The sequence below is a fragment of the Xanthomonas sp. PPL134 genome (assembly GCF_040595915.1).
In the GTDB taxonomy this organism is placed as follows: domain Bacteria; phylum Pseudomonadota; class Gammaproteobacteria; order Xanthomonadales; family Xanthomonadaceae; genus Xanthomonas_A; species Xanthomonas_A indica.
In genome coordinates this window covers 419,111-443,634 of record NZ_JAMDLL010000001.1, presented here as the reverse complement: position 1 = coordinate 443,634, position 24,524 = coordinate 419,111, and the positions used below count along the sequence as shown (strand labels likewise).

21 protein-coding genes are annotated in these 24,524 nt (G+C 71.0%); 12 read left to right on the top strand and 9 right to left on the bottom strand.

Going from position 1 to position 24,524, the window contains the following annotated elements:
- Nucleotides 1–110 precede the first annotated feature (110 nt).
- Together M3U25_RS01960 and M3U25_RS01955 are read left to right on the top strand one after the other, a co-directional pair.
- Nucleotides 111–428, top strand: a complete 318-nt coding sequence (locus M3U25_RS01960; RefSeq protein ID WP_355495405.1) for a hypothetical protein — start codon at nt 111–113, stop codon at nt 426–428.
- A 474-nt stretch (nt 429–902) separates the two neighbouring features.
- The gene (locus M3U25_RS01955; RefSeq protein ID WP_010342303.1) at nt 903–2,003 is read left to right on the top strand and encodes a Glu/Leu/Phe/Val dehydrogenase dimerization domain-containing protein; all 1,101 of its coding nucleotides are present in this window, start codon (nt 903–905) and stop codon (nt 2,001–2,003) included.
- A 114-nt stretch (nt 2,004–2,117) separates the two neighbouring features.
- Here the strand turns inward: M3U25_RS01955 and M3U25_RS01950 are convergent, their stop codons facing one another.
- Nucleotides 2,118–4,928: a S8 family serine peptidase gene (locus tag M3U25_RS01950; RefSeq protein ID WP_355495409.1), complete on the bottom strand. Its 2,811-nt coding sequence runs from the start codon at nt 4,926–4,928 to the stop codon at nt 2,118–2,120.
- A gap of 204 nt (nt 4,929–5,132) precedes the next feature.
- On the opposite strand from M3U25_RS01950, the gene M3U25_RS01945 reads away from it, so the two are divergent.
- The 6 genes from M3U25_RS01945 to M3U25_RS01920 all read left to right on the top strand — a co-directional run bounded on the left by M3U25_RS01945 (nt 5,133) and on the right by M3U25_RS01920 (nt 10,429).
- Nucleotides 5,133–6,308 (top strand): thiolase family protein, encoded by a 1,176-nt coding sequence (locus tag M3U25_RS01945; RefSeq protein WP_355495412.1) that lies wholly within the window; start codon nt 5,133–5,135, stop codon nt 6,306–6,308.
- Nucleotides 6,309–6,430: 122 nt separating this feature from the next.
- Nucleotides 6,431–6,772, top strand: coding sequence for a hypothetical protein (locus tag M3U25_RS01940; protein WP_048490955.1), 342 nt, complete (start codon nt 6,431–6,433; stop codon nt 6,770–6,772).
- Between the two features lie 454 nt (nt 6,773–7,226).
- Nucleotides 7,227–7,580: a hypothetical protein gene (locus tag M3U25_RS01935; RefSeq protein ID WP_355495416.1), complete on the top strand. Its 354-nt coding sequence runs from the start codon at nt 7,227–7,229 to the stop codon at nt 7,578–7,580.
- Nucleotides 7,581–7,710: 130 nt separating this feature from the next.
- The gene (locus tag M3U25_RS01930) at nt 7,711–9,420 is read left to right on the top strand and encodes a diguanylate cyclase (protein ID WP_355495419.1); all 1,710 of its coding nucleotides are present in this window, start codon (nt 7,711–7,713) and stop codon (nt 9,418–9,420) included.
- 104 nt (nt 9,421–9,524) lie between these two features.
- Nucleotides 9,525–10,070, top strand: coding sequence for a polymer-forming cytoskeletal protein (locus tag M3U25_RS01925; RefSeq protein ID WP_355495422.1), 546 nt, complete (start codon nt 9,525–9,527; stop codon nt 10,068–10,070).
- The gene (locus M3U25_RS01920) at nt 10,067–10,429 is read left to right on the top strand and encodes a hypothetical protein (RefSeq protein WP_152181262.1); all 363 of its coding nucleotides are present in this window, start codon (nt 10,067–10,069) and stop codon (nt 10,427–10,429) included. Before M3U25_RS01925 ends, M3U25_RS01920 begins: the two co-directional genes overlap by 4 nt.
- A 244-nt stretch (nt 10,430–10,673) precedes the next feature.
- Here M3U25_RS01920 and M3U25_RS01915 read toward each other — a convergent pair whose 3' ends face one another.
- Complete coding sequence (locus M3U25_RS01915; RefSeq protein ID WP_355495426.1) at nt 10,674–12,314, bottom strand: acyl-CoA dehydrogenase family protein; 1,641 nt, start codon at nt 12,312–12,314, stop codon at nt 10,674–10,676.
- Nucleotides 12,315–12,425: 111 nt separating this feature from the next.
- Between M3U25_RS01915 and M3U25_RS01910 the strand changes: the two genes are divergently transcribed.
- The 4 genes from M3U25_RS01910 to pdeM are packed head-to-tail and all read left to right on the top strand — an operon-like array spanning nt 12,426 to nt 18,202.
- Entirely contained in the window at nt 12,426–13,430 is a 1,005-nt protein-coding gene (locus M3U25_RS01910) for a ligase-associated DNA damage response exonuclease (RefSeq protein WP_355495428.1), read from the top strand.
- Nucleotides 13,427–15,019: an ATP-dependent DNA ligase gene (locus M3U25_RS01905; protein WP_355495431.1), complete on the top strand. Its 1,593-nt coding sequence runs from the start codon at nt 13,427–13,429 to the stop codon at nt 15,017–15,019. The genes M3U25_RS01910 and M3U25_RS01905 overlap by 4 nt, the downstream gene beginning before the upstream one ends.
- Nucleotides 15,016–17,562, top strand: coding sequence for a ligase-associated DNA damage response DEXH box helicase (locus M3U25_RS01900; protein ID WP_355495433.1), 2,547 nt, complete (start codon nt 15,016–15,018; stop codon nt 17,560–17,562). The genes M3U25_RS01905 and M3U25_RS01900 overlap by 4 nt, the downstream gene beginning before the upstream one ends.
- Nucleotides 17,552–18,202 carry a ligase-associated DNA damage response endonuclease PdeM gene (gene pdeM, locus M3U25_RS01895; RefSeq protein WP_242156562.1) on the top strand — a complete coding sequence of 217 codons (651 nt, stop codon included), beginning with the start codon at nt 17,552–17,554 and terminating at the stop codon, nt 18,200–18,202. The genes M3U25_RS01900 and pdeM overlap by 11 nt, the downstream gene beginning before the upstream one ends.
- Before the next feature lie 559 nt (nt 18,203–18,761).
- Here the strand turns inward: pdeM and M3U25_RS01890 are convergent.
- The 7 genes from M3U25_RS01890 to M3U25_RS01860 form a co-directional block, all read right to left on the bottom strand.
- A complete protein-coding gene (locus M3U25_RS01890) occupies nt 18,762–20,012 on the bottom strand; it encodes an NAD(P)/FAD-dependent oxidoreductase (protein WP_355495436.1) in 1,251 nt (416 codons plus the stop codon).
- 98 nt (nt 20,013–20,110) lie between these two features.
- Nucleotides 20,111–20,317, bottom strand: coding sequence for a cold-shock protein (locus tag M3U25_RS01885; protein WP_003488188.1), 207 nt, complete (start codon nt 20,315–20,317; stop codon nt 20,111–20,113).
- An 88-nt stretch (nt 20,318–20,405) separates the two neighbouring features.
- Entirely contained in the window at nt 20,406–21,158 is a 753-nt protein-coding gene (locus tag M3U25_RS01880; RefSeq protein ID WP_184502614.1) for an S-methyl-5'-thioinosine phosphorylase, read from the bottom strand.
- Between the two features lie 87 nt (nt 21,159–21,245).
- Complete coding sequence (locus M3U25_RS01875; protein ID WP_160948345.1) at nt 21,246–21,800, bottom strand: hypoxanthine-guanine phosphoribosyltransferase; 555 nt, start codon at nt 21,798–21,800, stop codon at nt 21,246–21,248.
- A complete protein-coding gene (nagZ, locus tag M3U25_RS01870; RefSeq protein ID WP_355495507.1) occupies nt 21,800–22,807 on the bottom strand; it encodes a beta-N-acetylhexosaminidase in 1,008 nt (335 codons plus the stop codon). Before nagZ ends, M3U25_RS01875 begins: the two co-directional genes overlap by 1 nt.
- A gap of 369 nt (nt 22,808–23,176) precedes the next feature.
- Entirely contained in the window at nt 23,177–23,851 is a 675-nt protein-coding gene (locus M3U25_RS01865) for a DsbA family oxidoreductase (RefSeq protein ID WP_355495510.1), read from the bottom strand.
- A 116-nt stretch (nt 23,852–23,967) separates the two neighbouring features.
- Nucleotides 23,968–24,492: a CYTH domain-containing protein gene (locus tag M3U25_RS01860; protein WP_355495513.1), complete on the bottom strand. Its 525-nt coding sequence runs from the start codon at nt 24,490–24,492 to the stop codon at nt 23,968–23,970.
- Nucleotides 24,493–24,524: the final 32 nt, after the last annotated feature.

The following is a 24,524-nucleotide window of genomic DNA, read 5'->3' as shown; positions in this document are numbered from 1 at the left end:
CGCCTGGCTATCCGCTGCATGAATACGCCCCAGGCAGCGCGTCAACATCCGCGCCGGTCGCCGCGTTTCCTCTTGCGTCGGCACCCCGCCGATGCCTTCGGAGACCTCGCATGTTCGCTCGTCCCTTGTTGCTGGCCACCCTGCTCGGCGGCGCGCTCGCCGGCGGCATCGCCGCCGCGCCCGCGCAGGCGCGCGACGTGGTGGAACTGTCGGTCCGCACCGCGCCGCCGCCGCCACGCGTGGAACGGGTGGTGGTGCGCCCCGGCTACGTGTGGATGCCCGGCTACTGGCAGTGGAACGGCTACCACCACGTCTGGGTCGCCGGCCGCTACGTGGTGGAACGGCCGGGCTACGTCTACGTCGGCCCACGGTGGGAGCACCACGGCCCTGCCTATCGCTTCCGCGCCGGCTATTGGGTCCGCCGCTAGTCCATCCGCCCCACAGAAGACGCGCGATCGCCGTGCCGGCGGCGATCGCGGACCGCGCCGCCGCGGCATGCAGGGCCGCGGCCATGCGTCGACCAGCGCTGCCGTCCACGGCGCCAGCGCTCGCCCGCGCGTCACCGCACCCCGCGCGGTCACCACTACCGCAGGGCCGCCCCGGACGCCCACGCGCCGCCCCCCCTGTGCCAGGCGCCATTCCCGCCCCAATCCGCCCCGCTCAAAGCCTACGCAAGCGGTCCGGCGAACGGCCGCTGCTTGCCCCTGGCGTCGCACGCAGTGGCGAGATGCCCATGCCGCGGGCCGCGGCGCCAGCGCGCGGGCGGCAGGCAATTGCTTTAAAATGCCGCCATCGCGACGCTCAGGGCCTGTTCCGGAACCGTCGCGTTTTTGTTTTGCGCCACCCACCAGGCATGTTCCTGGACCATGGTGTCCGACACCTGCAACGCCAGCGGAGCCCCCATGCTTTTCGAAACGCTAGCCAACACCGGCCACGAACAGGTCGTCTTCTGCCACAACCGCGACGTGGGACTGCAGGCGATCATCGCCATCCACAACACGGTGCTCGGCCCTGCGCTGGGCGGCGTGCGCATGCGCCCCTACGCCAACACCGAGTCCGCCCTGCAGGACGCGCTGCGGCTCAGCCGCACCATGACCTACAAGAACGCGCTGGCCGGGCTCAACATCGGCGGCGGCAAGGCGGTGATCATCGGCGACCCGAAGAGCGACAAGTCCGAAGCGCTGTTCCGCGCCTTCGGCCGCTATGTCGACTCGCTGGGCGGCCGCTACATCACCGCCGAGGACGTCGGCACCGACGTCAACGACATGGAGCAGATCTACCTGGAGACCGAGTACGTCACCGGCGTGCACCAGGTGCATGGCGGCTCCGGCGACCCGGCCCCGTTCACCGCCTACGGCGCGCTGCAGGCGCTGATGGCCTCGCTGCAACGCAAGTTCGGCCACGAGGAGATCGGCAAGACCAGCATCGCCGTGCAGGGCCTGGGCCACATCGGCATGGAACTGGTGAAGCTGCTCAAGGAGCGCGGCGCCAAGCTGTACGTGACCGATCTGGACCCGGCGCTGGTCGCGCGCGCGGTGGCCGAGTACGGCGCCGAGGCGGTGGACCCGGACGACATCTACGACGTCGCCGCCGACGTGCTGGCGCCGTGCGCCCTGGAAAGCGCGCTCGACGAGGCCAAGCTGCCGCGGCTCAAGGTCAAGATCGTCTGCGGCACCGCCAACAACCAGTTGGCCAATCCGGCGGTCGGCGAGGAACTGCACCGCCGCGGCATCCTCTACGCGCCGGACTACGCGGTCAACGCCGGCGGCGTGATGAACGTATCGCTGGAAATCGACGGCTACAACCGCGAACGCGCGATGCGGCTGATCCGCAGCATGTACCACAACCTCGGCAAGATCTTCGACCTGTCCGAGCGCGAGAACATTCCGCCGCAACAGGCCGCCGACCGCATCGCCGAGGCGCGCATGCAGGCGATCGGCAAGCTCAAGCTGCCGCTGGGCCGCACCGCGCCGCGCTCGATGGGCCATCTGCGCGGCGAGTGACGCAGCGCCGCCTGCGCCGCAGGCGGAGAGGTCGCAGCGCGCAGGGCCGAACAGCCTGGCCCTGCCTGAGCGAGCCTGGTCCGGCGCGACACGCGCCGGACCGGTGACCGCAACTCAGAAGCCCAGGCGATAGCGCAGCGACACCGCACGGTCGTCGCCGCGCGGACCGAACCGCTGGTCGTAGCCCAACCCCAGCAACGCCCCATTCCAGCGGGTTTGCAGACTGGCGCCGAACAGGCCGCCCGAACGCGCCGGCTGCAAATCCACCAGCGGCGCCCAGGCGTTCACGCCGACGAAGCTGGCCTGCCGGTCCAGCCCCTGCGCGGCCAACGTCTGCTGCCACTCGGCATAGCCCTGCAGCGACCAGCCGCGCCCGCCGAATCCGCCACGCAGGCCGGCCAGTGCCTGGCTGCGCGAGGAACTGGCGGCATCGGCCATCAGCCCGAAGCCATCGCCGCCCTGTTCGCGGAAGCCATCGCTGTCGATGCGGCTGTAGTCCGCGCCCGCATACGGGGTCAGCCATGCCGGGCCGCGCCCGAACCGGTAGCCGACCTCGACGCTGGAGGACAGGAAGCGACCGGCGTAGCGGCTGGAGGCATCGGCGACGGTGTCGCCGAGCAGCAGGCTGCGGTCGAGCTGGCGCTGGTACTGGCCGCTGCCCAGTTGCGCCAGCGCGTAGGCGTTGCCGGCCACCGCACCGAGATAGGCCTGGCCCTGCACCTGGCGGTTGCGGCTGCGGTCCAGGCTGCCGGCGTCGCTGGCGCGACTCTCGCCGAAGGCGAAGCCGGCCACGGCGTGATCGCCCAGGCGCAGGTCCTGGCCCATCAGCCAGCCATCGAGCTGGAACTGGCTGCCGGCGAAGCTGCCCTGCCCGGTCTCGCCCAGGCGCTGGCTCCAGGCGCCGACCGCGCGCGGCTGGTCGACCAGCGTGTCGAAGCGGCTGGACAGCGCGCGCCGCTGCAGGTCCATGGTGTCGAAGGTCATCGCGGTGGCCGCGGCATGCGCCTCGCCGGACAGGCTGCGCAGCGTCGCCGACGCCGCCGCCACGCTCGGCGACTGCTGCACCGCGCCGGCCGCCTTGAGCAGGGTGCCGTCGACCGTGGCCGGGGCCTGGCTCAGCTGCGTGTTGAGCTGCGCGAACGCCGCGTCCACGCGCGTCGCCGACGCCAGGGTGGCCGCGGTGATGTTGCCGAAGCTGGCCGCGGCGGCGGTGACGCTCAGCGACTGCACGGTGATCGAGGCGCTGGTGGCGTCGTAGGACAGCGACGAGGTCAGGAACACGTTCGACGGCGTGGTCACCGAAGCGAACGTGCCGGTGAGCCCACCATTGGCCTCCAGCACCTTGTACGCGGTGTTGTTGACCACGTAGTCGCGCTTGCCCAGCACGTACAGCGAACCGCCCTGCAGGACGGCGCTGCCGCCGACCGATAGCTTGTCGCCGACCAGCAGGGCCAGGCGGCCATTGCTGCTCTGCACGTAGTTGCCGCTCAGGCTCAGGGTGGCCGCGCCGACCTGGAAGGTGCCGGCATTGGCGACGCTGCCGCCGAGCGCGCCGGTGCCGACGAAGGTGGCGCCATTGCTGATCGCCACGTTGGAACTGCCGAGGCTGGCCGCACTGAGCGTGCCGCCCTGCACCTGGGTGTCGCCGCTGTAGCTGTTCTGGGTGCCGCTCAGGGTCAGCGTGCCGCTGCCCTGCTTGATCAGCCCGCCGCTGCCGGCGATGTCGTTGGCCCAGGTCGAGCTGCCGGTGAACGCCACGGTCACGTCGCCCCAGTCGAAGCGCCCCGGCCCCTGCACCGCCTTGCCGACGTTGAGCAGGCCGTAGCCGAACGTCGCGTCCACGCCCGGCGTGCCCAGGTCGGTGGCGGTGCCGAGCAGGGTCTGCCGGACCAGGTCGTTGTTGAAATACGGGAAGGCCTGCCAGACCAGCGCCGCCGCACCGGACACCAGAGGCGCCGCGTACGAGGTGCCGCTGCCGTAGTAGTAGTCCGGGTTGCTGGTGGAGGTGGTCGCCTTGGGATCGACGAACACCTCGGTGCCGGGCGCGACCAGGCAGTAGCGCATCGCCGCGCCGCAGGCGTTGGAATACGACGCCAGTTGCGTGCCGGTGCTCGCATCCGTCGCCGCCACCACCAGCCAGCCGCGCTCCAGGTCCGCCGCCGGCAGCGTGCCGTTGGGGCCGGCCTTGCTGGGCAGCGAGGCGATGTCCGAGGGCGTGGACTTGGATTCGTTGCCGGCCGCGAACACCACCAGGCCGCCGTAGCCGAGCACGAACGGGCGGTACTCGTCGGCGATGGCGTTGGTCGAGTTCAGGTCGGTCCAGTAGATGCCGCCCCAGGAGTTGTTCATCACCTTGACCCCGGCATTGATCAGGTCCTGGTGCACCTGGGTCAGGCCCAGACCGCCGCTGACCTGGTTGCCGCTGCCGCTGCCGTCGTCCTTGGGCGGGGTATCGGAAATGATGCGCGCGGACACGATCTGCGCGCCCGGCGCGATCCCGCCCGGCCACTGCCCGACCGACTTGCCGGCCGCCAGCTGCGCCACGGTGGTGCCATGGCCGTCGACGTCGTCGACCTTGGTGTTGTTCTGGCTCGGGTCGACGTAGATCAGGTTCGACACCACCCGCCCGGCCAACGCCGGATGATTGCGGTTGACGCCGGTGTCGACCACGCCGATGCGGAAACCGCTGCCGTCGTAGCCGGCGTTGTGCGCGGCCAGCGTATTGGTCAGGGTCAGGTGCGCGTCGAACGCCGGCTGCGGAGGCGGCGGCGACGTTGGGGGCGGCGAGGTCGGCGGCGGGGGTGGAGGCGGAGGCGGCGAGGTCGGCGGCGGACTGCCATGGACCAGATTGCCGCCACCGCCACCGCCGCCACCGCACGAGGTCAGCGCAACCGCCACCGCGGCCGCCAGCAGCGACCGTGCCATCAATGCCCGCATGTGCTTCCCCTCTACCTTGATCTGCCGCACCGTCCGGTGCCGTTCCCATTCATCGGCCGTCGGCGACGGCGATAAAACCCACGCCAATCTACACCGAAACCTCGTATGCAGGGCGGCCGCTCACGCGACCTGCGATTGGCAGAATCCGCGCCGCGGCCGATAATCGGCGCACCTCTTTCGTAAGGGTTTGCCATGACCGAGATCGTCATCGCCGCGGCCAAGCGCACCGCCATCGGCGCGTTCCTGGGCCAGTTCAACGGCGTGCCCACGCCGACGCTGGGCGCCGCGGCCATCCGCGCCGCGCTGGAGCAGTCCGGCATCCCCGCCGCCGACGTCTCCGAGGTCATCATGGGCTGCGTGCTGCCGGCCAATCTCGGCCAGGCTCCCGCACGCCAGGCCGCGCGCACGGCGGGCGTGCCCGACGCCACCGGCGCCACCACCATCAACAAGGTCTGCGGCTCGGGCATGAAGGCGGTGATGCTGGGCCACGACCTGATCAAGGCCGGCTCGGCCAGCATCGTCGTCGCCGGCGGCATGGAGTCGATGAGCAACGCGCCGCACATGCTGCCGAACTCGCGCACCGGCAACCGCTACGGCAACTTCCAGGCGGTCGACCACATGGCCTGGGACGGCCTGACCAATCCCGACGACGGCCAGGCAATGGGCGTGTTCGGCGAGGCCACCGCGGAGAAGTTCGGCTTCAGCCGCCAGGACCAGGACGCGTTCGCGATCGAATCAGTGAACCGTGCGCAGGCGGCGCAGCGCGATGGCGCCTTCGCGGCGGAAATCGTCCCGGTCGCCGTCGCCACCCGCAAGGGCGAGGTGCAGGTCGACAGCGACGAGCAGCCGGGCAAGTCCGACGTGACCAAGATCCCGGCGCTGAAGCCGGCGTTCAAGAAGGACGGTACGGTCACCGCGGCCAGCTCCTCCAGCATCTCCGACGGCGCCGCCGCGCTGGTGCTGCTGGGCGCCGACGAGGCCGCACGTCGCGGGCTCGCGCCGCTGGCGCGGATCGTCGGCCACACCACCTTCTCGCAGGCGCCGGAGTGGTTCACCACCGCACCGGTGGGCGCGATCCGCAAGCTGCTGGACCAGGTCGGCTGGAGCCTGGACCAAGTGGACCTGTTCGAGATCAACGAAGCCTTCGCCGTGGTGGCGATGGTGCCGATCAAGGAACTGGGCCTGGACCACGCCAAGGTCAACGTCCATGGCGGTGCCTGCGCGCTCGGCCATCCGATCGGCGCCTCCGGTGCGCGCCTGCTGGTGACATTGCTAAATGCGTTGCGCAGCCGTGGCGGCCGCCGCGGAATCGCGACCCTGTGCATCGGTGGCGGCGAAGCGACAGCGGTCGCCATCGAATTGATTTGATTGAAATTAACCCCTGAAACACAAAAATGAATGCGCGTGCGCTTGACAGCCGACTTTGGCTTGTCATCATGTTGAGGGCGCGCATTCGCGCGTTGCCTAACTAAACGACGAGGATAGACACAATGAGCATCAACAAGCTGCTGATCGCAATGGCCCTGGGCCTGGCCCTGGCCGCGTGCTCGAAGCAGGAGCAGGCCCAGGACGCCGCCGCTTCGGCTAACGAAGCCGCCACCGACGCGCAGGCTGCTGCCGACCAGTCGGCTGCCGCCGGCGCCCCGACCGCCGACGCCGCTCAGGCCGCTGCCGACACCGCCGCGACCGCCGCCAACACCGCTGCCGACGCTTCGGCCGCTGCCGCCGCTGCCCCGACCGATGCCGCTGCCGACAAGGCTGCCGACACCGCCAAGGCTGCGGAAGACACCGCCGACAAGGCGAAGGACGCTGCTCAGGAAGCCAAGAAGTAATCACTTCTTGCTTTTTGCAGTCCTGAAAAAGCCGCTGGTCCGCCAGCGGCTTTTTCTTTGCCTGGCGTTTGCCGAACAGCGCGTGATGCCCCGCCATCGCTGCGCACCGCGCTCGCCGCATGCAGTCCTTCGCGCATGGCCGAGACGACGCCGCAGGGACAACCCGTGCGACCTGCGCGTCCCCAGACGCGTGCAAGGCGCCCGGATGCGCATCGCCCCCATGTGCCACGCACAGGCGAATGCACCGAGCGCAACGATCCGATCCCACCGATGACGGACGCCCGCTCGCGGACCTGCGCGCTGCAGTCCCAGGCTTTCGCCACCGGCACTCCCTCCCCTCCAGGGCGTTGGCCTTCCTGAACACTGCCCCATTCCACGGCCCCGCCTTGACGCAGGCTGCATGCGCGCCCGCCTAGGCTGCGCCGCGTCACCCACCCGTGGACGGAGAAGCCGCATGAACAAGACCCCGATCGTGGCCCTGCTGGGCGCCCTCGCACTGGCCGGCTGCCAGGGTCCGGAATCGCAGCAGGCGCAGCGCGACGCCAAGGTCGCCGCCGAGCAGACCGGCGAGGCCGCCAAGGAAGCCGCGGGCCAGGTCGCCCAGACCGGTCGCGAGGTGGTCGCCGATGCTCGCGACGCCGCGCACCGTGCCGCCAACTCCGAGGCCGTGCAGGACGCCTCGGCCGCGGCCAAGGAAATGGCGGCCGACGCCAGCGAGGCCACCGCGAATGCCGCGCAGAAGGTCGCCGACAAGGCCCGCGAGAACGCCAACGAAGACCCGCACAACGGCGATCGCGAGCGCCACTGAGTCACTGCCGCTCCCGCCCTGTGCGGGAGCGGCCCTGCGGCGCGGCATGCCGCGCGACGCAGCGGTTCGGCAGGTCTTTTTTTTGTGACGCCGGTCCAAGGCATTTGCGCCGTCACAGTAGACTTTTGCGATGCCGATCCTTCTTCGTGTGCGGGCCAGGACCCGCCTAGCCCTCCTGTTCTCCGCCGCGGTCTTCGTGCTGATCGGCTTCGGTGTCTTCACCGGCGCGCAGCGCGCCATCTCCGACGCCGAGCGCGTCGCCCATACCCACGAAGTCCTACGCAATATCGACGAGGTGCAAGCCACCTTGCTGATGACCGAGTCTTCGTTGCGCGGCTACGAGCTGACCAACAACCAGGCCTACCTGACGCTCTATTACGACAGTGCCGAGCGCGTGCCGCGGCAACTGGCGCAACTGCACAAGCTGGTCTCCGACAATCCGGCGCAGGTCGCCAACGTGCGGACGCTGGAGCAATTGGTGAACACGCGCCTGGCGCAGATGCGGCAGATGCTCGCGGTGTACCAGCGTGACGGACTGGAAGCGTTGCAGCGGGCGATGGCGCCGAACGTGTACCAGAGTTCCAGCGCAATCCGCGACCAGGTGCAACAGATGATCGACATGGAGCAGCAATTGCTGCAGCGTCGCGACCTGTCCAACCAGCGCAGCGCGGATATGCTGCTGGCGCTGGCCCTGGCCGGCATCCCGTTCGGCCTGGGCAGCGTCGGCGTGGTCTACGCGCTGCTGTTCCGCGAACTGCGCAACCGCAGCAACGCCGAGCAGGCCGCCTCGGTGGCCAACGAGAAGATGGAGGCGAGCATCCGCGAGCTGAAGCGCACCAGTGCGGATCTGAACGCGCTCAGCCGCTACACCGGCCTGCTGCAGAGTTGCGTGGAGCCGGCCGAGGCGCTGACGGTGACCGCACGCCTGCTCGCCGCGCTGATGCCCGACACCGGCGGCAGCGTCTACCTGCTGCGCGCCTCGCGCGACCGCGCCGAGGAGATCGTCAGTTGGGGCGAGCCGCCGGTCGGCAGCGAGCCGGCCGTGGCGCCGCAGGACTGCTGGGCCTTGCGCCGCGACAAGAGCCACTTCGTGCACGCGCAGGGCCACGACTCGGCCTGCGCGCACCTGCGCGAGGATCCGTCCGCCGTCGGCGCCAGCACCGCCTGCATTCCGCTGTCGGCGCAGGGCACGCAACTGGGGTTCGTGTACCTGGCCGGGCGCAGCGCGGGGCCGTTGCCGCGCATCGCCATCGCCGAGGCGGCCGCCGAGCAGCTGTCGCTGGCCTTGAGCAACCTGCGCCTGCGCGAGTCGCTGCGCCTGCAGTCGATCCGCGACCCGCTCACCGGCCTGTTCAACCGCCGCTACCTGGAAGAATCGCTCAACCACGAACTGGCCCGCTGCGGGCGCCGGCAGATGCCGCTGTCGCTGCTGATGCTGGACGTGGACCACTTCAAGCAGTTCAACGACCTGCATGGCCACGGTGGCGGCGACAGCCTGCTCGCCGCGGTCGGGCAGATGCTGTCGACACGGTTGCGCGGCGAGGACATCGCCTGCCGCTACGGCGGCGAGGAGTTCACGGTGATTCTGCCGGAGACCGGCCCGGAACAGGCGCAGGCGATCGCCGAACAGATCCGCAGCGCGGCTCAGCAACTGAGCGCCAGCGTGGACGGCAAGACGCTGCCGGCGGTGACCATGTCGATCGGCGTGGCCAGCTACCCGCGCGATGGCGTGGTCGCCACGACCCTGCTGCGCAAGGCCGACGCGGCGCTGTACCGGGCCAAGCGCTGCGGCCGCAACCAGGTGCAAGCCTACGATTCCACGCTGGACGGCATGGGCTGAACCGCCGGCGGCCACGGCCGGCCCGTCGTTCTGAAGAAAGCGTCACAAAATCGACGCGGTAGAGCGGCGATAGTCGCGCTTCCCCCGACTGGAGACGACAGCCCATGTCCATCTGGAAAGACCAGGGTCCCGCGCGCAAGGATGGCCTGCCGCCCGTTCCCGGCAACGGCGCAGCGCCGCCGGAGCCGCGTCCGCCGGGCGATGCCGCCCCAGGCGAACCGCTCGCCGCGGTCGCGGCCGCCGCACCCGCCGCCCGCGCCCCCGCGCCGGCCCCGGCCGCGAAGGAATCGCTGATCGCCGCCGACATCAGCATCGAAGGCAAGATCGAGGGCACCGGCCATATCCGCATCGCCGGCAAGTTCAAGGGCGACGTCAACGTGCAGGGCGATCTCACCATCGAGACCGGCGCCAAGCTCAGCGGCGGCGTGCGTGCCGACAAGGTCGTCATCGCCGGCGAGCTGGAGGGCAACATCGAATCGGCGTCGCGGGTGGAACTGCTTGCCTCCGGCGCGCTGATCGGCGACGTCAAGGCCGGCTCGCTGACCGTGGCCGCCGGCTCGCGCATGCGCGGCCAGGCCGACTTCGGCTGGGACGACGACAAGCACGCCCGCAAGGGCGGCAAGCCCGCGGAGTCCGACGCCGGCGCATGAGCAGCCCGCGTCCCGGCAGTCCGGGGGCGACCCGGACCTGCCCGCACTGCAAGGCCACCATCCTCGAAAGCGCCAGCGTCTGCCCGGCGTGCAAGCATCATCTGCGCTTCGATTCGGCGGTGCTGCAGCAATCGGCGCCGTCGGCGCTGGTACCGCTGCGGGTGGAGGGCAGCATCCGCCACCCGGCCGACGGCAGCGCCTGGGAATACACCGTGCTGGTCAGCATCCGCAACGGCCGCGGCGAGGAGATCAAGCGCCAACTGGTCGGCGTCGGCGCCATGCTCGACGGCGAGGAGCGCAGCTTCACGCTGTCGGTCGAGGCGACGCCAGTGCGTGGGGGCAAGCGCGGGAGGCACTAGCGCCTGTGGCGTGGGATTCGGGATTCGGGATTCGGGATTCGGGATTCGCAAGAGCCTAGCCGCTCTCCCATCGGGAGAGGGGTTGGGGTGAGGGTACGGTTGCGCGCCGCCGGTGAGGTTGCACTTGCTGCCTGGCTACGCTGGCTGTCGCACCTTCATCCGCCCCTGCGGGGCACCTTCTCCCGGAGGGAGAAGGAAATGCTTTCCGCTTGGCGAGGGCCCGATGGGCCACCACGCCGTACGCCTACGGCAAGGCGCGCGCCAGCAGTTCTTCCACCGGCGCACCCGGCTGCAGCGTGCCGAACGCCAATCCATGCGCACCGGCCAGGCGGCTGTGCACGAATGCAGTGGCGGCAGGACTGGCGCTGCGCAGCAGGAGCGCGGCCTGCACGACTAGTGCGATGCGTTCGGCCAGGTGCCGTGCGCTGAACGCGTCCACCTCGGCGTTGCCGGCCAACGGCGCGCGCAGTGCGTCCAGCGCTGCGTCGTAGACCGGGTCGATGCCGGCCGCCGTCTGCAGTTCCGCCAGCACCGCGGCGCCGGTGGCCGGTTCGCGCGCCAGCGCGCGCAGCACGTCCAGGCACTGGATGTTGCCGCTGCCCTCCCAGATCGAATTCAGCGGCGCCTGTCGGTACAGCCGCGGCAGGATCGACTCCTCGACGTAGCCGGCGCCGCCCAGGCATTCCTGCGCCTCGTTGACGAAGGCCGGCGCACGCTTGCACAGCCAGTACTTGCCCAGCGCGGTGGCGATGCGTGCGAACGCGGCCTCGGCGGCATCGGTATCGGCCGCGTCCACCGCGCGCGCCACCCGCAGCGCGAACGCGGTGGCGGCTTCCGATTCCAGGGCCAGATCGGCCAGCACGTTGCGCATCAGCGGTTGCTCGACCAGACGCTTGCCGAAGGCGATGCGATGCCGCGCGTGGTGCAGCGCCTGCGCCAATGCCATGCGCATCTGCGCGGCGGCGGCGAGCATGCAGTCGAGCCGGGTCAGCATCACCATGCCGATGATCCGTGCCACCCCACGCCCTTCCTCGCCGACGCGCTGCGCCCAGGCACCGGCGAACTCCACTTCGCTGGACGCGTTGGACCAGTCGCCCAGCTTGTCCTTCAGCCGCATCAGCCGCAGCGCGTTGAGCCGGCCATCGGGCAGGCGCCGCGGCAGCAGGAAGCAGGTCAGGCCGCCCGGCGCCTGCGCCAGCACCAGGAAGCCGTCGGACATCGGTGCGGAAAAGAACCACTTGTGCCCGACCAGGGTGTACGCGCCGTCGCCGTCCAGTGGCGTGGCGACGGTGGCGTTGCTGCGCACGTCCGAGCCGCCCTGCTTCTCGGTCATGCCCATGCCCAGGGTGATGCCGGCCTTGTCGGCGATCGGCACGTCGCGCGGGTCGTAGTGCGGCGCGGCGGCCTTGTCGGCCCACTCGCGCAAGGCCGGGTCCTGGCGCAATACCGCCACTGCGGCGTGGGTCATGGTCAGCGGGCAACTGGTGCCGGCCTCGGCCTGGTGGTGCAGGTAGCTCAGCGCGGCGCGCGCCACATGCGCGCCCGGCTGCGGGGCGTGCCAGGACAGTCCGGCCACGCCATGGCGCTTGGCCGCGTCCAGCAACTGGTGATAGGCCGGATGGAACTCGACCGTGTCGATGCGGTGGCCGTAGCGATCGTGCGTGCGCAACCGCGGGCGGTCGCGGTTGGCGTCGAAACCGAGCCGGTACAGCGTCTCGCCGGCGAGCGCACCGTAGTGCGCCAGCGCCGCGGCGAAGCCGTCGGCCCCCTCGCGTGCGATGGCCTCGCGCAGCACCGCGTCGTCGGCCCACAGATCGCGCGGTTCGAACGGCGGCGGCTGGTTGTCGACCGTATGCGTGGCGTAGGCCGGCAGGTCCGTGTGCATGCATCTCCCTCCCAGAAGCGCTGCACGCATTGTGGCCGATCCATCGCGCGGCCGCGAACCCGCGTGGCGGATTCTCATCTCCTGCACACCGGCTTGGACACAGTGGCGCCCATGCCGAATGCCGCTTCCCAGGACCTGGTGGTGCTGCGCCCGGAAGGGCTGTACTGCCCCGCCGGCGACTTCCATATCGATCCCTGGCGGCCGGTGCCGCGCGCGGTCATCACCCACGGCCACGGCGACCACGCGCGCTCGGGCATGGGCGAATACCACTGCGCCGCCGCCGGCCTGCCGATCCTGCGCTGGCGGCTGGGCGAGCAGGCCTATCGCGCCTACGACTACGGCACCCGCTTCACGCTCGGCCGCGCGCAGGTGTCGCTGCATCCGGCCGGGCATGTGCTCGGCTCGGCGCAGGTACGCATCGAAGTGGATGGCGAGGTCTGGGTCGCCTCGGGCGACTACAAGCGCCAGCCCGATCCGACCTGCGCGCCGTTCGAGGTGGTGCGCTGCGACACCTTCATCACCGAGGCCACCTTCGCCCTGCCGGTGTACCGGTGGCCGGACACCAGCGCGGTGGCGCGCGAGATCGTCGCCTGGCGCCGCGAGTGCAGTGCGCGCGGCGAGGCCGCGGTGCTGTTCTGCTACGCCCTGGGCAAGGCGCAGCGCGTGCTCGCCGAACTGCAGCCGTGGGACGACCAGCCGGCATTGCTGCACGGTGCGGTGGCGGCCGGCGTGGCGGTGTATCGCGAGGCCGGCGTGGCGATGCTGGAGACGCTGACGGTGTCCGAACTGGACAAGCGCGCCGACTACGCCGGGCAGTTGGTGCTGGCGCCGCCGTCGGCCGCCGGCAGCCCGTGGCTGCGTCGCTTCCGCCACGCGCAGCTCGGCTTCGCCTCGGGCTGGATGCGGCTGCGCGGCAACCGCCGCCGGCGCAACTACGACCGCGGCTTCGTGGTCTCCGACCATGCCGACTGGCCCGACCTGCTGCGCACCATCGACGAGACCGGCGCGCGTCGCGTGATTGCGACGCACGGCAACACCGACGCGATCATCCGCGCGCTCAACGAACGCGGCGTCGCCGCCGAAGCGTTCCGCACCGATTACGGTGGCGAGGAATGAAGCGCTTCGCCGCCCTGTACCGGCAACTGGACCAGAGCACCGCGACGCTGGACAAGCGCGCCGCGCTGGTGGCGTATTTCGAGCAGGCGCCGCCCGCCGACGCGGCCTGGGCGATCTGGCTGCTCAGCGGCGGCAAACTGCGGCGTATCGCCAACACCCGCGAATTGCGCGAGTGGATCGCGCAGGAAAGCGGCCTGCCCGGCTGGCTGGTGGACGACAGCTACGACCACGTCGGCGATCTGGCCGAGACCCTGACCCTGCTGCTCGACGATCCGGCGGAAACCCCGGACCCGGCGCCGCTGCGCGACTGGATCGAGGAGCGCCTGCTGCCGGTGGCCGCACAGGACGATGCCGCACGCCGCGTCGCGGTGGTGGCCGGCTGGCGCAGCCTGGCCTTCGACGAGCGCCTGCTGTTCAACAAGTTGCTCACCGGCGCGCTGCGCGTGGGCGTATCGCAGCGGCTGGTGCAGCAGGCGCTGGCGGCGATGTCCGGGATCGACATCGCCCGCATCGCCCAGCGCATGCTCGGCGCCTGGTCGCCGACGCCGCAGGCACTGGAGCAGTTGCTGTCCGAAGAGGTGCTGGCCAGCGACCGCCAGCAGCCCTACCCGTTCTTCCTCGCTTCGCCGCTGGAAGCCGAGGCCGACACGCTTGGCGCCATCGACGACTGGCTGCTGGAATGGAAGTGGGACGGCATCCGCCTGCAACTGATCCGCCGCGACGGCGAGGTGGCGCTGTGGTCGCGCGGCGAGGAACGCCTGGACGGGCGCTTCCCGGAAATCGAAGCCGCCGCGGCGACGCTGCCACGCGATGCGGTGATCGACGGCGAACTGCTGGCGTGGCGCGCGGGCGAGGACGCGCCGCTGCCGTTCACCGCCCTGCAGACCCGCATCCAGCGCCGCAAGCCCGGCGCCAAGACCCTGGCCGACACGCCGGCGCGCGTGCTCGCCTACGACCTGCTGGAACTGGACGGCCACGACCTGCGCGAGCAGCCGCTGCAGCAACGGCGCGCGCAACTGCAGGCCTTGCTGGAAGCGCACGCCGACCCGCGGCTGACGCTGTCGCCGCAGGTGCACGCCGCAACGTGGGAGCAGGCGGCGACGCTGCGCGAGGCATCGCGCACGCGCGGCGTGGAAGGCTTGATGCTCAAGCGTGCGACGTCGCCCTACCAGTCCGGCCGCCGCCGTGGCGACTGGTGGAAATGGAAGGTGGCGCCGCTGACCATCGATGCGGTGCTGCTGTACGCGCAGGCCGGCCATGGCCGGCGCAGCACGCTGTACACCGACTACACCTTCGGCCTGTGGGATGGCGAGCAACTGGTGCCGGTGGCCAAAGCGTACTCCGGCCTGGACGACAGCGAGATCCTGGCGCTGGACCGCTGGATCCGTGCGCATACCACCGAGCGTTTCGGACCGGTGCGCGCGGTGACGCCGTATCACGTGTTCGAGCTCGGTTTCGAGGCGGTGAATCGCAGCAGCCGGCACAAGTCCGGGATCGCCGTGCGCTTCCCGCGCATCCTGCGCTGGCGCCACGACAAGCCGTTCGCCGAGGCCGACCGCTTGACCACCCTGCAGGCGCTGGCGCGATGAGCGCAGCGGCGGCGCGCCGGCGCCCGGCCGATGCGCCGCTGTACGCCTGGTTCGCGCAGCAGGGCTGGCAACCGCTGCCGTTCCAGCGCGCGGTGTGGGGACATTACCTGGACGGCGGCTCGGGGCTGCTGCACACGCCCACCGGCAGCGGCAAGACCCTGGCCGCATTCGGCGGCCCGTTGCTGGAGGGCTTGCGTGCGCAGGCAGCGGCGCAGGCGGCCGCCGCCAAAAAGAAGCCCGCCCGTGGCAATGGCGCCAGCGCGACTGCCAAGACCGCCTCGCCGCCGCGCACGCGCCGGCAGGCGCAGCGCGACCTCAAGGTGCTGTGGATCACCCCGTTGCGCGCGCTCGCCGCCGACACCGTGCGCGCGTTGCGCGAACCGGTGCAGGCGCTGGGGCTGGACTGGCAGATCGGCCTGCGCACCGGCGATGCCAGCGCGCGCGACAAGCGCCTGGCGCGCAGCGGCAAGCTCGACGCGCTGGTGACCACCCCCGAATCGCTGGCGCTGCTGCTGTCCTATCCGGACACCGCGCCGCAACTGGCGACGCTGCGCTGCGTGATCGTCGACGAGTGGCACGAACTGCTCGGCAACAAGCGCGGCGTGCTGCTGCAGCTGTGCCTGGCGCGGCTGCGCGGCTGGGCGCCGGCGCTGCGCACCTGGGGCCTGTCGGCCACGCTCGGCAACCTGGACGAGGCACGCGACGTGCTGCTGCCGCACCTGCCGCAGGCGCCGATCGTGGCCGGGGTCAAGCCGCGCACGCTGACCCTGGAGACGCTCGCGCCGGCGGTCGGCGAGCGCTTCCCCTGGGCCGGGCACCTGGGCCTGGCGCAGTTGCCGCGGGTGCTCGAAAAACTCTTCGCGGTGCGCACCAGCCTGCTGTTCACCAACACCCGCGCGCAGGCCGAGCTGTGGCACCAGGCGCTGACCTCGGTATGGCCGGAGGAGGCGCACACGCTGGCGCTGCACCACGGCTCGCTGGATCCCGCACTGCGCAGTGCCGCCGAGCAAGGCCTGCGCGACGGCAGCCTGCGCTGCGTGGTGGCGACCTCGAGCCTAGACCTGGGCGTGGACTTCCCCGCCGTCGACCAGGTGCTGCAGGTCGGCAGCCCCAAGGGCGTGGCGCGGCTGCTGCAGCGTGCCGGCCGCGCCAAGCATCGCCCCGGCGAGGCCGGCCACGTGCTGTGCGTGCCCTCGCACGCGCTGGAACTGGTCGAGTACGCCGCGGCGCGTCGCGCCATCGCCCATGGCCGCATCGAATCGCGGCCCTCGCCACGACTGTCGCTGGACGTGCTGGCCCAACACTGCATCACCTGCGCGCTGGGCGGCGGCTTCGCGGCCGAGGCGCTGTACGCCGAAGTGCGCGGCACCGCCGCCTTCGCCACGCTGGATGCGCCGACCTGGCAGGCCGTGCTGGAGTTCGTGGTGCAGGGCGGACGCGCGCTGGCGCAGTACCCCGACTACCGCAAGGTGGTGCAGGACGAAGACGGCCTGTACCGCGTGCACGACCGCCGCATCGCCCTGCGCCATCGCCTGTCGATCGGCACCATCACCAGCGACGGCAGCGTGGCGGTGCGCTTCCTGCGCGGCGGCCGGCTCGGCGCGGTGGAGGAGCAGTTCGTCGGCCGCCTGCGCCGCGGCGACCGCTTCCAGTTCGCCGGGCGCCTGCTGGAACTGGTGCGGCTGGAGGACATGACCGCCTACGTGCGCCTGGCCAAGGGCGGCGACGGCAGCGTGCCGAAGTGGATGGGCGGGCGCATGCCGCTGTCCTCGGAACTGGGCCACGAGGTGGAGGCGGTGTTCGCCGATCCACGTGGCGAGGCCGAACTGCGCGCGCTGGCGCCGCTACTCGGCTTGCAGCGCGCGCTGTCGGCTCTGCCGGCGCCGCAGCGGCTGCTGGCCGAGCGCGTACGCGCCCGCGACGGCCAGCACCTGTTCGTGTATCCGTTCGCCGGTCGCCAGGTGCATGAAGGCCTGGCCGCGCTGCTGGCGCTGCGCTGGGGCCGACGCCAGCGCAATACCTTCAGCTTTGCCGCCAACGACTACGGCTTCGTGCTGTCGCCGGCGGAAGATGCGCCGATCGACGCGGCGCTGCTGCGCGAGATGTTGAGTCCGGCGCAGTTGTTCGAGGATCTGCGCGAGAGCCTCAACCTGGGCGAAATGGCGCGGCGCCAGTTCCGCGAGATCGCCCGCGTCGCCGGCCTGCTGCCGCCCAGCCTGCCCGGCCGCCTGCCGCGCAGCCTGCGCCAGTTGCAGGCCTCCAGCGGCCTGCTGTACGACGTGCTGAGCCGCTTCGATCCCGAACACCTGCTGCTGGCGCAGGCCGAGCGCGAGGTGCTGCAGGGTCAGATGGAACTGACCCGGCTCGCCGCGACCCTGGACGATTGCGCCGCGCGCGAGCTGGCCCTGCACAACCCGCGCAGCCTCACGCCGCTGGCGTTCCCGCTCTGGGCCGAAAGCATCCGCGGCCAGCTCAGCACCGAGGACTGGAAGGCGCGGGTGATGCGCGCGGCGGCGCAACTGGAGCAACGCCATGCGCGCTGAACTGGACTGGCTGCTGGCCGGTGAGCCGATGCGCCTGCTCGGCGACCGCGCGCTGTACTGGCCAGCGCGGCGGCGGCTGTTGATCGCCGACCTGCACCTGGGCAAGGCCGATATCTTTCGCCGCGCCGGCATCGGCCTGCCGCGTGGCGGCACCGCGCTCGACCTGGCGCGGCTGTCGGCCTTGCTGCAGGCGCAGGACGCGGTGGAACTGTGGATCCTCGGCGACGTGCTGCACGGCGCCGCAGCCGATGCCGACTGGCAACGGCAGTGGCATGCCTGGCGCGCGCAGCATCCGCAACTGCGGGTAGCGGCGATCGCCGGCAACCACGACCGCGCCCTGGCCGGCGCAGGGCTGGACATCGCCCTGCTCGGCGCGCAGGTGGAGGACGGCCCGTTCGTGCTGCGCCACGATCCGGTCACGGACGCGCAGCGCCACGTGCTGTGCGGACACCTGCACCCGCTGGCCAAGCTGCCCGGCATGCGCCCGCGCTGGCCGGCATTCTGGCTGCGCGACGGCATGACCGTGCTGCCGGCGTTCTCGCACTTCACTGCCGGTGTCGCCCCGGTGCTGGCGCCGGGCGAGCGCCTGGTGGCCTGCGTGGAGGGCGCGGCCTTCGCCCTGCCGGTAGCGGCGGCATAGGTCGGGCGCGGTTGCGTCTGATCGATCGTTGGCAGACACCACAAGGGACGCATCAGCTTGCGGGAGGGACGTCAGTCCCGACGCGTCCACCAACAAGGCGTCGGGGCTGAAGCCCCTCCCACAGTGCAATCGCACTGCGTTGCGCGAGTGTGTGGCAACGCTTGCCGCAAGACCCTTCGGTATCGCACCAGGCGGCCCATGACCGCGACCGAAGCAACAGTGCCCTGCCCTGTTGTGGGAGGGACTTCAGTCCCGACGCGACCAACTGATGGACGTCGGGGCTGAAGCCCCTCCTACACAGGATTGGCGAGTCGCGGCACGACAGTGTTGCAAGTGCAAACTCAGAACAACCGCGCAACAAGGATGCCCTGCCACCTGTCGTAGGAGCGGCTTCAGCCGCGACCGGGCCTTTCCCGATCGAGCCCGGTCGCGGCTGAAGCCGCTCCTACGACACCACGGCACCATCGCCGTCGGACCGCGCTCGCTGCGTTGCGCTCTGCACGCGCCGCCGCGACGAAGCACCGAAGCTCGCGTCCCACCGCGCCCGCGATGTCGCCGCCTACGGCAGCGACGCACGACGCGCCATCGCCTCCTGCAATGCCGCGACAAACTCCGGCGCCAGCGGCAGCTTGCCGAACCAGCCGTGCTGGGTGCCGCTGAGCACGCGCAGCATGTGCCCGCGGCCGCCGGGCATGCGCCCGGCCGGACGCATGCCCACGTCACGCAGCCGCGCCGCCAGGTCGCGCTCGGACTGGAACAGCGGGGTCAGCCAGCGGCTCCAGAACTGGTACAAGGCCACGTGCGCCTGGCGCTGCGCCTGGTAACGCGCCAGCGCCGCGTCGATGTCCGCGGCGGTGCGCAGGCTCTCGCTCAGCGCCCAGGCGTCCATCAGCGCCATGTTGACGCCCTGCCCCAGCTGCGGACTCATCGCGTGCGCGGCATCGCCGGCCAGCACCAGGCGGCCGCGGTACCAATGCCGCTGCACCGCGTCGCGGTAGCTGGCCCGCGCCAGTTGCGCCGGCGCATCGATCTGCGCCAGGCGTTCGCGCGCCTGCGGCCACAGCTGCGCGATCTCCTCCAGCCACGGCTGCATGCCGCGCGCCTGCCAACCATCGAAGTCGGCGGTCGGCAGGCTCCAGAAGAAACTCACCCGCGGCTCGGGATCGCCCGGGCGCGTGCCCACCGGCAGCAGGCCGATCATCTTGCGCGCGGCCACGTAGCGCTGGCGCAGCTCGTCGGCGAAGGCCCAGTCGCCGCGCGGCAGCAGGCACCACAACGCGCCCCAGGGATACACCCGATCCAGCCGGGTCGCCTGCACCTGCGCGCGCAACGCCGAGGCCGAGCCGTCGCAGGCGATCACCAGGTCGAACGGCCCATGCCAGCGGCCATGCTGGTCCTGCACCCGGCGCAGCGTGTCATCGATGGCGACGATGTGCGTATCGCGCTGCAAGGTGGCGTAGCCGTCCCAGGCCTGCGCCAGCAGCGCGAACAAGGCGCCGCGCTGCAGGCCCAACCCGAACAGGCGCGCGTCCAGGTCGCGATAGCGCATGTCCATCACCGCGCGCCCGCACGGGGTCTCGCCGTACAGGCGGTGCACCGGCGCACCATAGGCCAAGGCCTGCTCGAGCAGGCCGATCCGCCACAGCACCTGCAGGCCGGTCGGCTGCAGCAGGAAACCGGCACCCACCGGCCCGGGCTGCGCCGCGCGCTCGAACACCTGCACGCGGTGCCCGTCGCGCGCCAGCAGCAGCGCCAGCGTCTGGCCCGCCGTGCCGTAGCCGACGATGCCGATGTGCCGTCCTTGCTTCATTGCGTCCACTGCGTCCGGACGCCGCCACCGCGGCGGCGTCTCCCACAAAAAACCCCGCCGAAGCGGGGTTCAAGGCACAACCGAGTCAACGCGCGCGCTTACTCGACCGGCGTGATATTCGAGGCCTGCGCGCCCTTCGGACCCTGGGTCACGTCGTAGCTGACGCGCTGTCCTTCCTGCAGGCTGCGGAAGCCCTTGGAGTTGATCGCGGAGAAGTGCGCGAACACATCGGCGCTACCGTCTTCCGGAGAAATAAAACCAAATCCCTTGGCGTCGTTGAACCACTTGACGGTACCGTTCGGCATGGTGATGCGAGACCTTTTGCAGTGAATGGGTGGTGGTTGTGCGGCAGCCGCACCGGCGGAGTATGCAAAGCTTGCGCAGCGAAGACAATCACCCGCGCGCCAGTTCCCCCACCAGCTCCGGCAGGCCGACCGAGGCCGCCTCCACGTTGGCCAGCACCTCGGCCAGGGTGATCTCCTCGGCGTCGCCGCAGCCGGCCGCCCAGTTCGCCACGATCGCCAGGCAGGCGTAGTCCAGGCCCAGCTCGCGCGCCAGCCCGGCCTCGGGCATGCCGGTCATGCCGACCAGGTCGCAGCCGTCGCGGCGCAGCCGGGCGATCTCGGCGATCGTCTCCAGGCGCGGCCCCTGGGTGGCGGCATAGCAGCCGCCGTCGACCAGGGCGGTGCCGGTGACGCGCGCGGCGGCCAGGATCTTGCTGCGCAGCAGCGGCGAGTACGGATGGCCGAAATCCACGTGCAGCACCTCGCTGCCCGGCTCCTCGCACAGGGTGGAGATGCGCCCCCAGGTGTAGTCGATCAACTGGTCCGGGCAGGCCAGCACGCGCGGGCCGAAGCGTTCGGTGATGCCGCCGACGGTATTGAGCGCCAGCACCCGGGTGGCGCCGATCTGCTGCAGCGCAGCAAGGTTGGCGCGGTAGTTGATCTTGTGCGGCGGCAGCGAATGGCCTTCGCCATGGCGGGCCAGGAAGGCCACGCGGTGACCGAGCAGCGTGCCGACCCGCACTGGGCCGGAGGGCGCGCCGTAGCGCGTCTGCACCTCGTGGGTCTGCACGTCGTCGAGCTGCGCGAGCTTGTAGACGCCGGTGCCGCCGATGACGGCCAGTGCGATGTTGTCCATGCGGATCCTCGAACAGAAGGGAATGCCTGCGCCGGCGACACGCACCGGCAGCGGGAAATGGCAGCGGAGCGGCGAGGCTGGCTCGCCTGCCGCTTACTCCTTCATCGCGTAGATCGCCGGCAGGTTGCGCAGGGCTTCGTTGACGTCCATGCCGAAGCCGAACACGTAGCGGTCGGGCACCTCGACACCGATGTAGTCGGCGGTCACCCCGGGCACGCAGCGGTCGTGGCGCTTGACCGTCAGCGCGGCGATGCGCACGTCGGTGGCCCCCTGCTCCAGGCACCACTCGCGCACCGCCTTCAGGGTCAGGCCTTCGTCGAGGATGTCGTCGAGCAGCAGCACGCGGCGGCCGTACAGCGCGGTGGCCGGGCGGTGCTTCCACACCAGTTCGCCGCCGACGGTCTCGCCGCGGTAGCGGGTGGCGTGCAGGTAATCCAGTTGCAGGTCCTGGCCGCGGCTGCCCAGTTCCAGCGCCAGCTGGCCGGCGAACGGCAGCGCGCCATGCATGATGGTCAGATAGACCGGGGTTTCGCCGCGATAATCGGCAGCGATGGCGTCGGCCATGTGGGCAATGGCCTGGTCGATGCGCGTGCGATCGACCAGCAGGTCGGCCTGGGCCAGGGCCTGGGCGATGGTGAGAGTGGACATCAGGCGGTTTTTCCGAAGGTGGAGAGCAGATGGGATTGGGTGTGGCCGTAACGGGCGTCGGCCAGCAGGCCGTCCCAGCCTAGGCCGCCGCGGCCGATCAGGCCGAGCAGCGCGGCAGTGTTGAGCGGGCGGCCGCGCACCGCCTGCAAGGAATCTTCGACCAGTTCCGGGTGGCAGACCAGGACCACGTCGCAGCCGGCGTCCAGGTGCGCGGTGACCCGCGCGGCGACACCGCCGGCGGCGAACGAGGCGGCCATGCCGATGTCGTCGGAGAACACCACGCCGCGGAAGCCCAGGTCCTGGCGCAGGATCTGCTGGATCCAGCGCGGCGAGTAGCCGGCCGGCTCCGGCGCCACCTGCGGATAGACCACGTGCGCCATCATCACCGCATCGGCGCCGGCGGCGATGCCGGCGGCGAACGGCACCAGGTCTTCCTGGCGCAGGGTCTCCAGCGGACGCGTGTCTTCGGCGTTGTCGACGTGGGTGTCCTCCAGCACGGTGCCGTGGCCAGGGAAGTGCTTGAGGGTGGCGCCCATGCCGACGCTGTGCATGCCGCGCACATAGGCTTCGGCGAAGGCGGCGACCACCTGCGGGTCGTCGCTGAAGGCGCGGTCGCCGATGGCGCGGTTGCCGCGGGCCAGGTCCAGCACCGGGGCGAAGCTCAGGTCGACGCCGCTGGCGCGGATCTCGCTGGCCATCAGCCAGGCGTGCTGCTCGGCCATCTGCAGCGCCGAGGCCGGATCGCGCGCGTACAGCGCGCCGAAGCCCTGCAGCGGCGGCAGCGCGCTGTAGCCCTCGCGGAAGCGCTGCACGCGGCCGCCCTCCTGGTCCACGCAGATCAGCAGCGGCCGCGGCGCGGCGGCGCGGATCGCCGCGCTCAGCTCGGCCACCTGCGCGCGCGAGGCGAAATTGCGTTTGAACAGGACCACGCCGGCCACCGCATCGTGCTGCAGCCAGTCGCGCTCCTGCGCGGTGAGTTCGGTACCGGCAACGCCGATCGCGAGCATGCGGGGGATTCTCCTGCCGGCGCGGTTCAGGCGCCTGTGGGCCGGCATTGTCGCAGATGCCGGCGTCGGCGGCAGGTTGCGCCGCGCGAGCTGACATGCGGCGGTAACGAACTGCGTGCGCAGCGGTGGCGTGCGCAGCGAGGCGCCGGGCAATCCGGGCCGGGCCGCATGGCCGGTACCACCGCAGGGGATCCTCCTGCCAGCAGTCATGGACCGGTGCAGTGGTGCGGGATGCGGGAGACGCCCAGGCGACCTGACGTCAGGACCGGCAGGACGCCTGCGCACCACCGCGGCCCGCCGTCTTTCGCCGCATATGGCTGCCCAGCATGCGACCCATGGCGCGGAACTCGATGTGCCGCGCGCGCCTTTCTAGACCGTGCAGCCGTCAGGACCGCACTCGCGGCCCGCCTGGGCGTCGGCCAGCAGGCCGCGCACCGTGGCGGCGAACACCTCCGGCGGCTGCGCGCCCTGCAGCGCCTGGCGGCCATCGATGACGTAGGTGGGCACCGCGCGGATCCCCAACGCCTGCGCCTGCTGCAGTTCCGCCTGCACCTCGTCCAGGCCCTCGTCGCTTTCCAGCAGCGCCTGCACCCGCGCCGCCGACAGCCCGCCCGCGGCGCCGGCCTCGCACAGCGTCTGCACATCGGCCAGGTTGCGGCCCTCGGCGAAGTGCGCGTGGAACAACGCCTCGGCGACCGCATCGACGTCGCCCTCGCGCGCGGCCAGCCACAGCAGCCGGTGCGCCGGCAGCGTGGTCACCCGCACCTGGCCGCGGCCGAAGTCGAACGGCAGGCCTTCGGCGCGTGCGGTGGCCTGGGTCTGCGCCAGGATCTGCTCGGTACGCGCCGCACCGCCGAACTTGGCCGCATAGGCCTCGCGCAACGGCACCGGCTCGGCGCCGGCGTCCGGATCCAGCAAATACGGATGCCAGTGGATCTCCAGCGCCGGCGCGTCCGCGCCGAGCGACGCGAGACCGTGCTGCAGCCGGCGCTTGCCGATCCAGCACCAGGGGCAGACCACGTCGGACCAGATGTCGATGCGCATGAGCGGGGATTGGGATTGGAGATTCGGGATTGGCGAAAGCATAAGCCCGATTGCCGCGAGAAGCGGGGATTCGGGATTGGGGATTCGCAAAAGCGGGCCGCGTGCGGCGTTTGGCTTTACGCTTTTGCCAATCCCGAATCCCCACTCCCCCATCCCTGCCACTCGCAGAATGGACGGCTTGCCAGCGCCACGTTGTAGTACCGCGGGTCGTCGGTGACTTCGGCGCCGAGCCAGTCCGGCCTGGCGAACGTCTCGTCGGCGCTGTCCAGCTCGATCTCGGCGACCACCAGCCCGGCGTTGTCGCCGAGGAACTCGTCCACTTCCCAGAGGTGGCCCTGGTGCTGCACGAGATGCCGGCGCTTGTCGATCAGCCCGCCCACACACAGCGCCAGCAGCGCGCGCGCATCGTCCGGCGGAATCGGATACTCGAACTCCTGGCGGGTATGCCCGAGCTCGCGCGACTTCAGGTTGAGAAACGCCTCCTCGCCCTGCACCCGCACCCGCACCGACGCCTTCTGCGCCCCGCTGGCCAGCGCCGCCTGGTCGTTGAGATAGCCCTGCGCCATCGGCATCACCGCATGCGCCGCCGCGCGCCAACCGTCGCCGGTCACCAGGAATTTGCGTTCGATTTCGATGGCCATGGGAATCGGGAATGGGGAAAAGAGAATGGAAA

Bases quoted from the DNA above. Each gene is read 5' to 3' on its own strand.
- pdeM (WP_242156562.1), top strand. From the start codon at position 17,552: ATGCGCGCTGAACTGGACTGGCTGCTGGCCGGTGAGCCGATGCGCCTG.
- M3U25_RS01885 (WP_003488188.1), bottom strand. From the start codon at position 20,317: ATGCCGAACGGTACCGTCAAGTGGTTCAACGACGCCAAGGGATTTGGT.
- M3U25_RS01860 (WP_355495513.1), bottom strand. From the start codon at position 24,492: ATGGCCATCGAAATCGAACGCAAATTCCTGGTGACCGGCGACGGTTGG.
- M3U25_RS01955 (WP_010342303.1), top strand. From the start codon at position 903: ATGCTTTTCGAAACGCTAGCCAACACCGGCCACGAACAGGTCGTCTTC.
- M3U25_RS01905 (WP_355495431.1), top strand. From the start codon at position 13,427: ATGAAGCGCTTCGCCGCCCTGTACCGGCAACTGGACCAGAGCACCGCG.
- M3U25_RS01960 (WP_355495405.1), top strand. From the start codon at position 111: ATGTTCGCTCGTCCCTTGTTGCTGGCCACCCTGCTCGGCGGCGCGCTC.
- M3U25_RS01910 (WP_355495428.1), top strand. From the start codon at position 12,426: ATGCCGAATGCCGCTTCCCAGGACCTGGTGGTGCTGCGCCCGGAAGGG.
- M3U25_RS01940 (WP_048490955.1), top strand. From the start codon at position 6,431: ATGAGCATCAACAAGCTGCTGATCGCAATGGCCCTGGGCCTGGCCCTG.
- M3U25_RS01950 (WP_355495409.1), bottom strand. From the start codon at position 4,928: ATGGCACGGTCGCTGCTGGCGGCCGCGGTGGCGGTTGCGCTGACCTCG.
- M3U25_RS01890 (WP_355495436.1), bottom strand. From the start codon at position 20,012: ATGAAGCAAGGACGGCACATCGGCATCGTCGGCTACGGCACGGCGGGC.
- M3U25_RS01935 (WP_355495416.1), top strand. From the start codon at position 7,227: ATGAACAAGACCCCGATCGTGGCCCTGCTGGGCGCCCTCGCACTGGCC.
- M3U25_RS01920 (WP_152181262.1), top strand. From the start codon at position 10,067: ATGAGCAGCCCGCGTCCCGGCAGTCCGGGGGCGACCCGGACCTGCCCG.
- M3U25_RS01925 (WP_355495422.1), top strand. From the start codon at position 9,525: ATGTCCATCTGGAAAGACCAGGGTCCCGCGCGCAAGGATGGCCTGCCG.
- M3U25_RS01865 (WP_355495510.1), bottom strand. From the start codon at position 23,851: ATGCGCATCGACATCTGGTCCGACGTGGTCTGCCCCTGGTGCTGGATC.
- M3U25_RS01930 (WP_355495419.1), top strand. From the start codon at position 7,711: ATGCCGATCCTTCTTCGTGTGCGGGCCAGGACCCGCCTAGCCCTCCTG.
- M3U25_RS01875 (WP_160948345.1), bottom strand. From the start codon at position 21,800: ATGTCCACTCTCACCATCGCCCAGGCCCTGGCCCAGGCCGACCTGCTG.
- M3U25_RS01915 (WP_355495426.1), bottom strand. From the start codon at position 12,314: ATGCACACGGACCTGCCGGCCTACGCCACGCATACGGTCGACAACCAG.
- nagZ (WP_355495507.1), bottom strand. From the start codon at position 22,807: ATGCTCGCGATCGGCGTTGCCGGTACCGAACTCACCGCGCAGGAGCGC.
- M3U25_RS01945 (WP_355495412.1), top strand. From the start codon at position 5,133: ATGACCGAGATCGTCATCGCCGCGGCCAAGCGCACCGCCATCGGCGCG.
- M3U25_RS01900 (WP_355495433.1), top strand. From the start codon at position 15,016: ATGAGCGCAGCGGCGGCGCGCCGGCGCCCGGCCGATGCGCCGCTGTAC.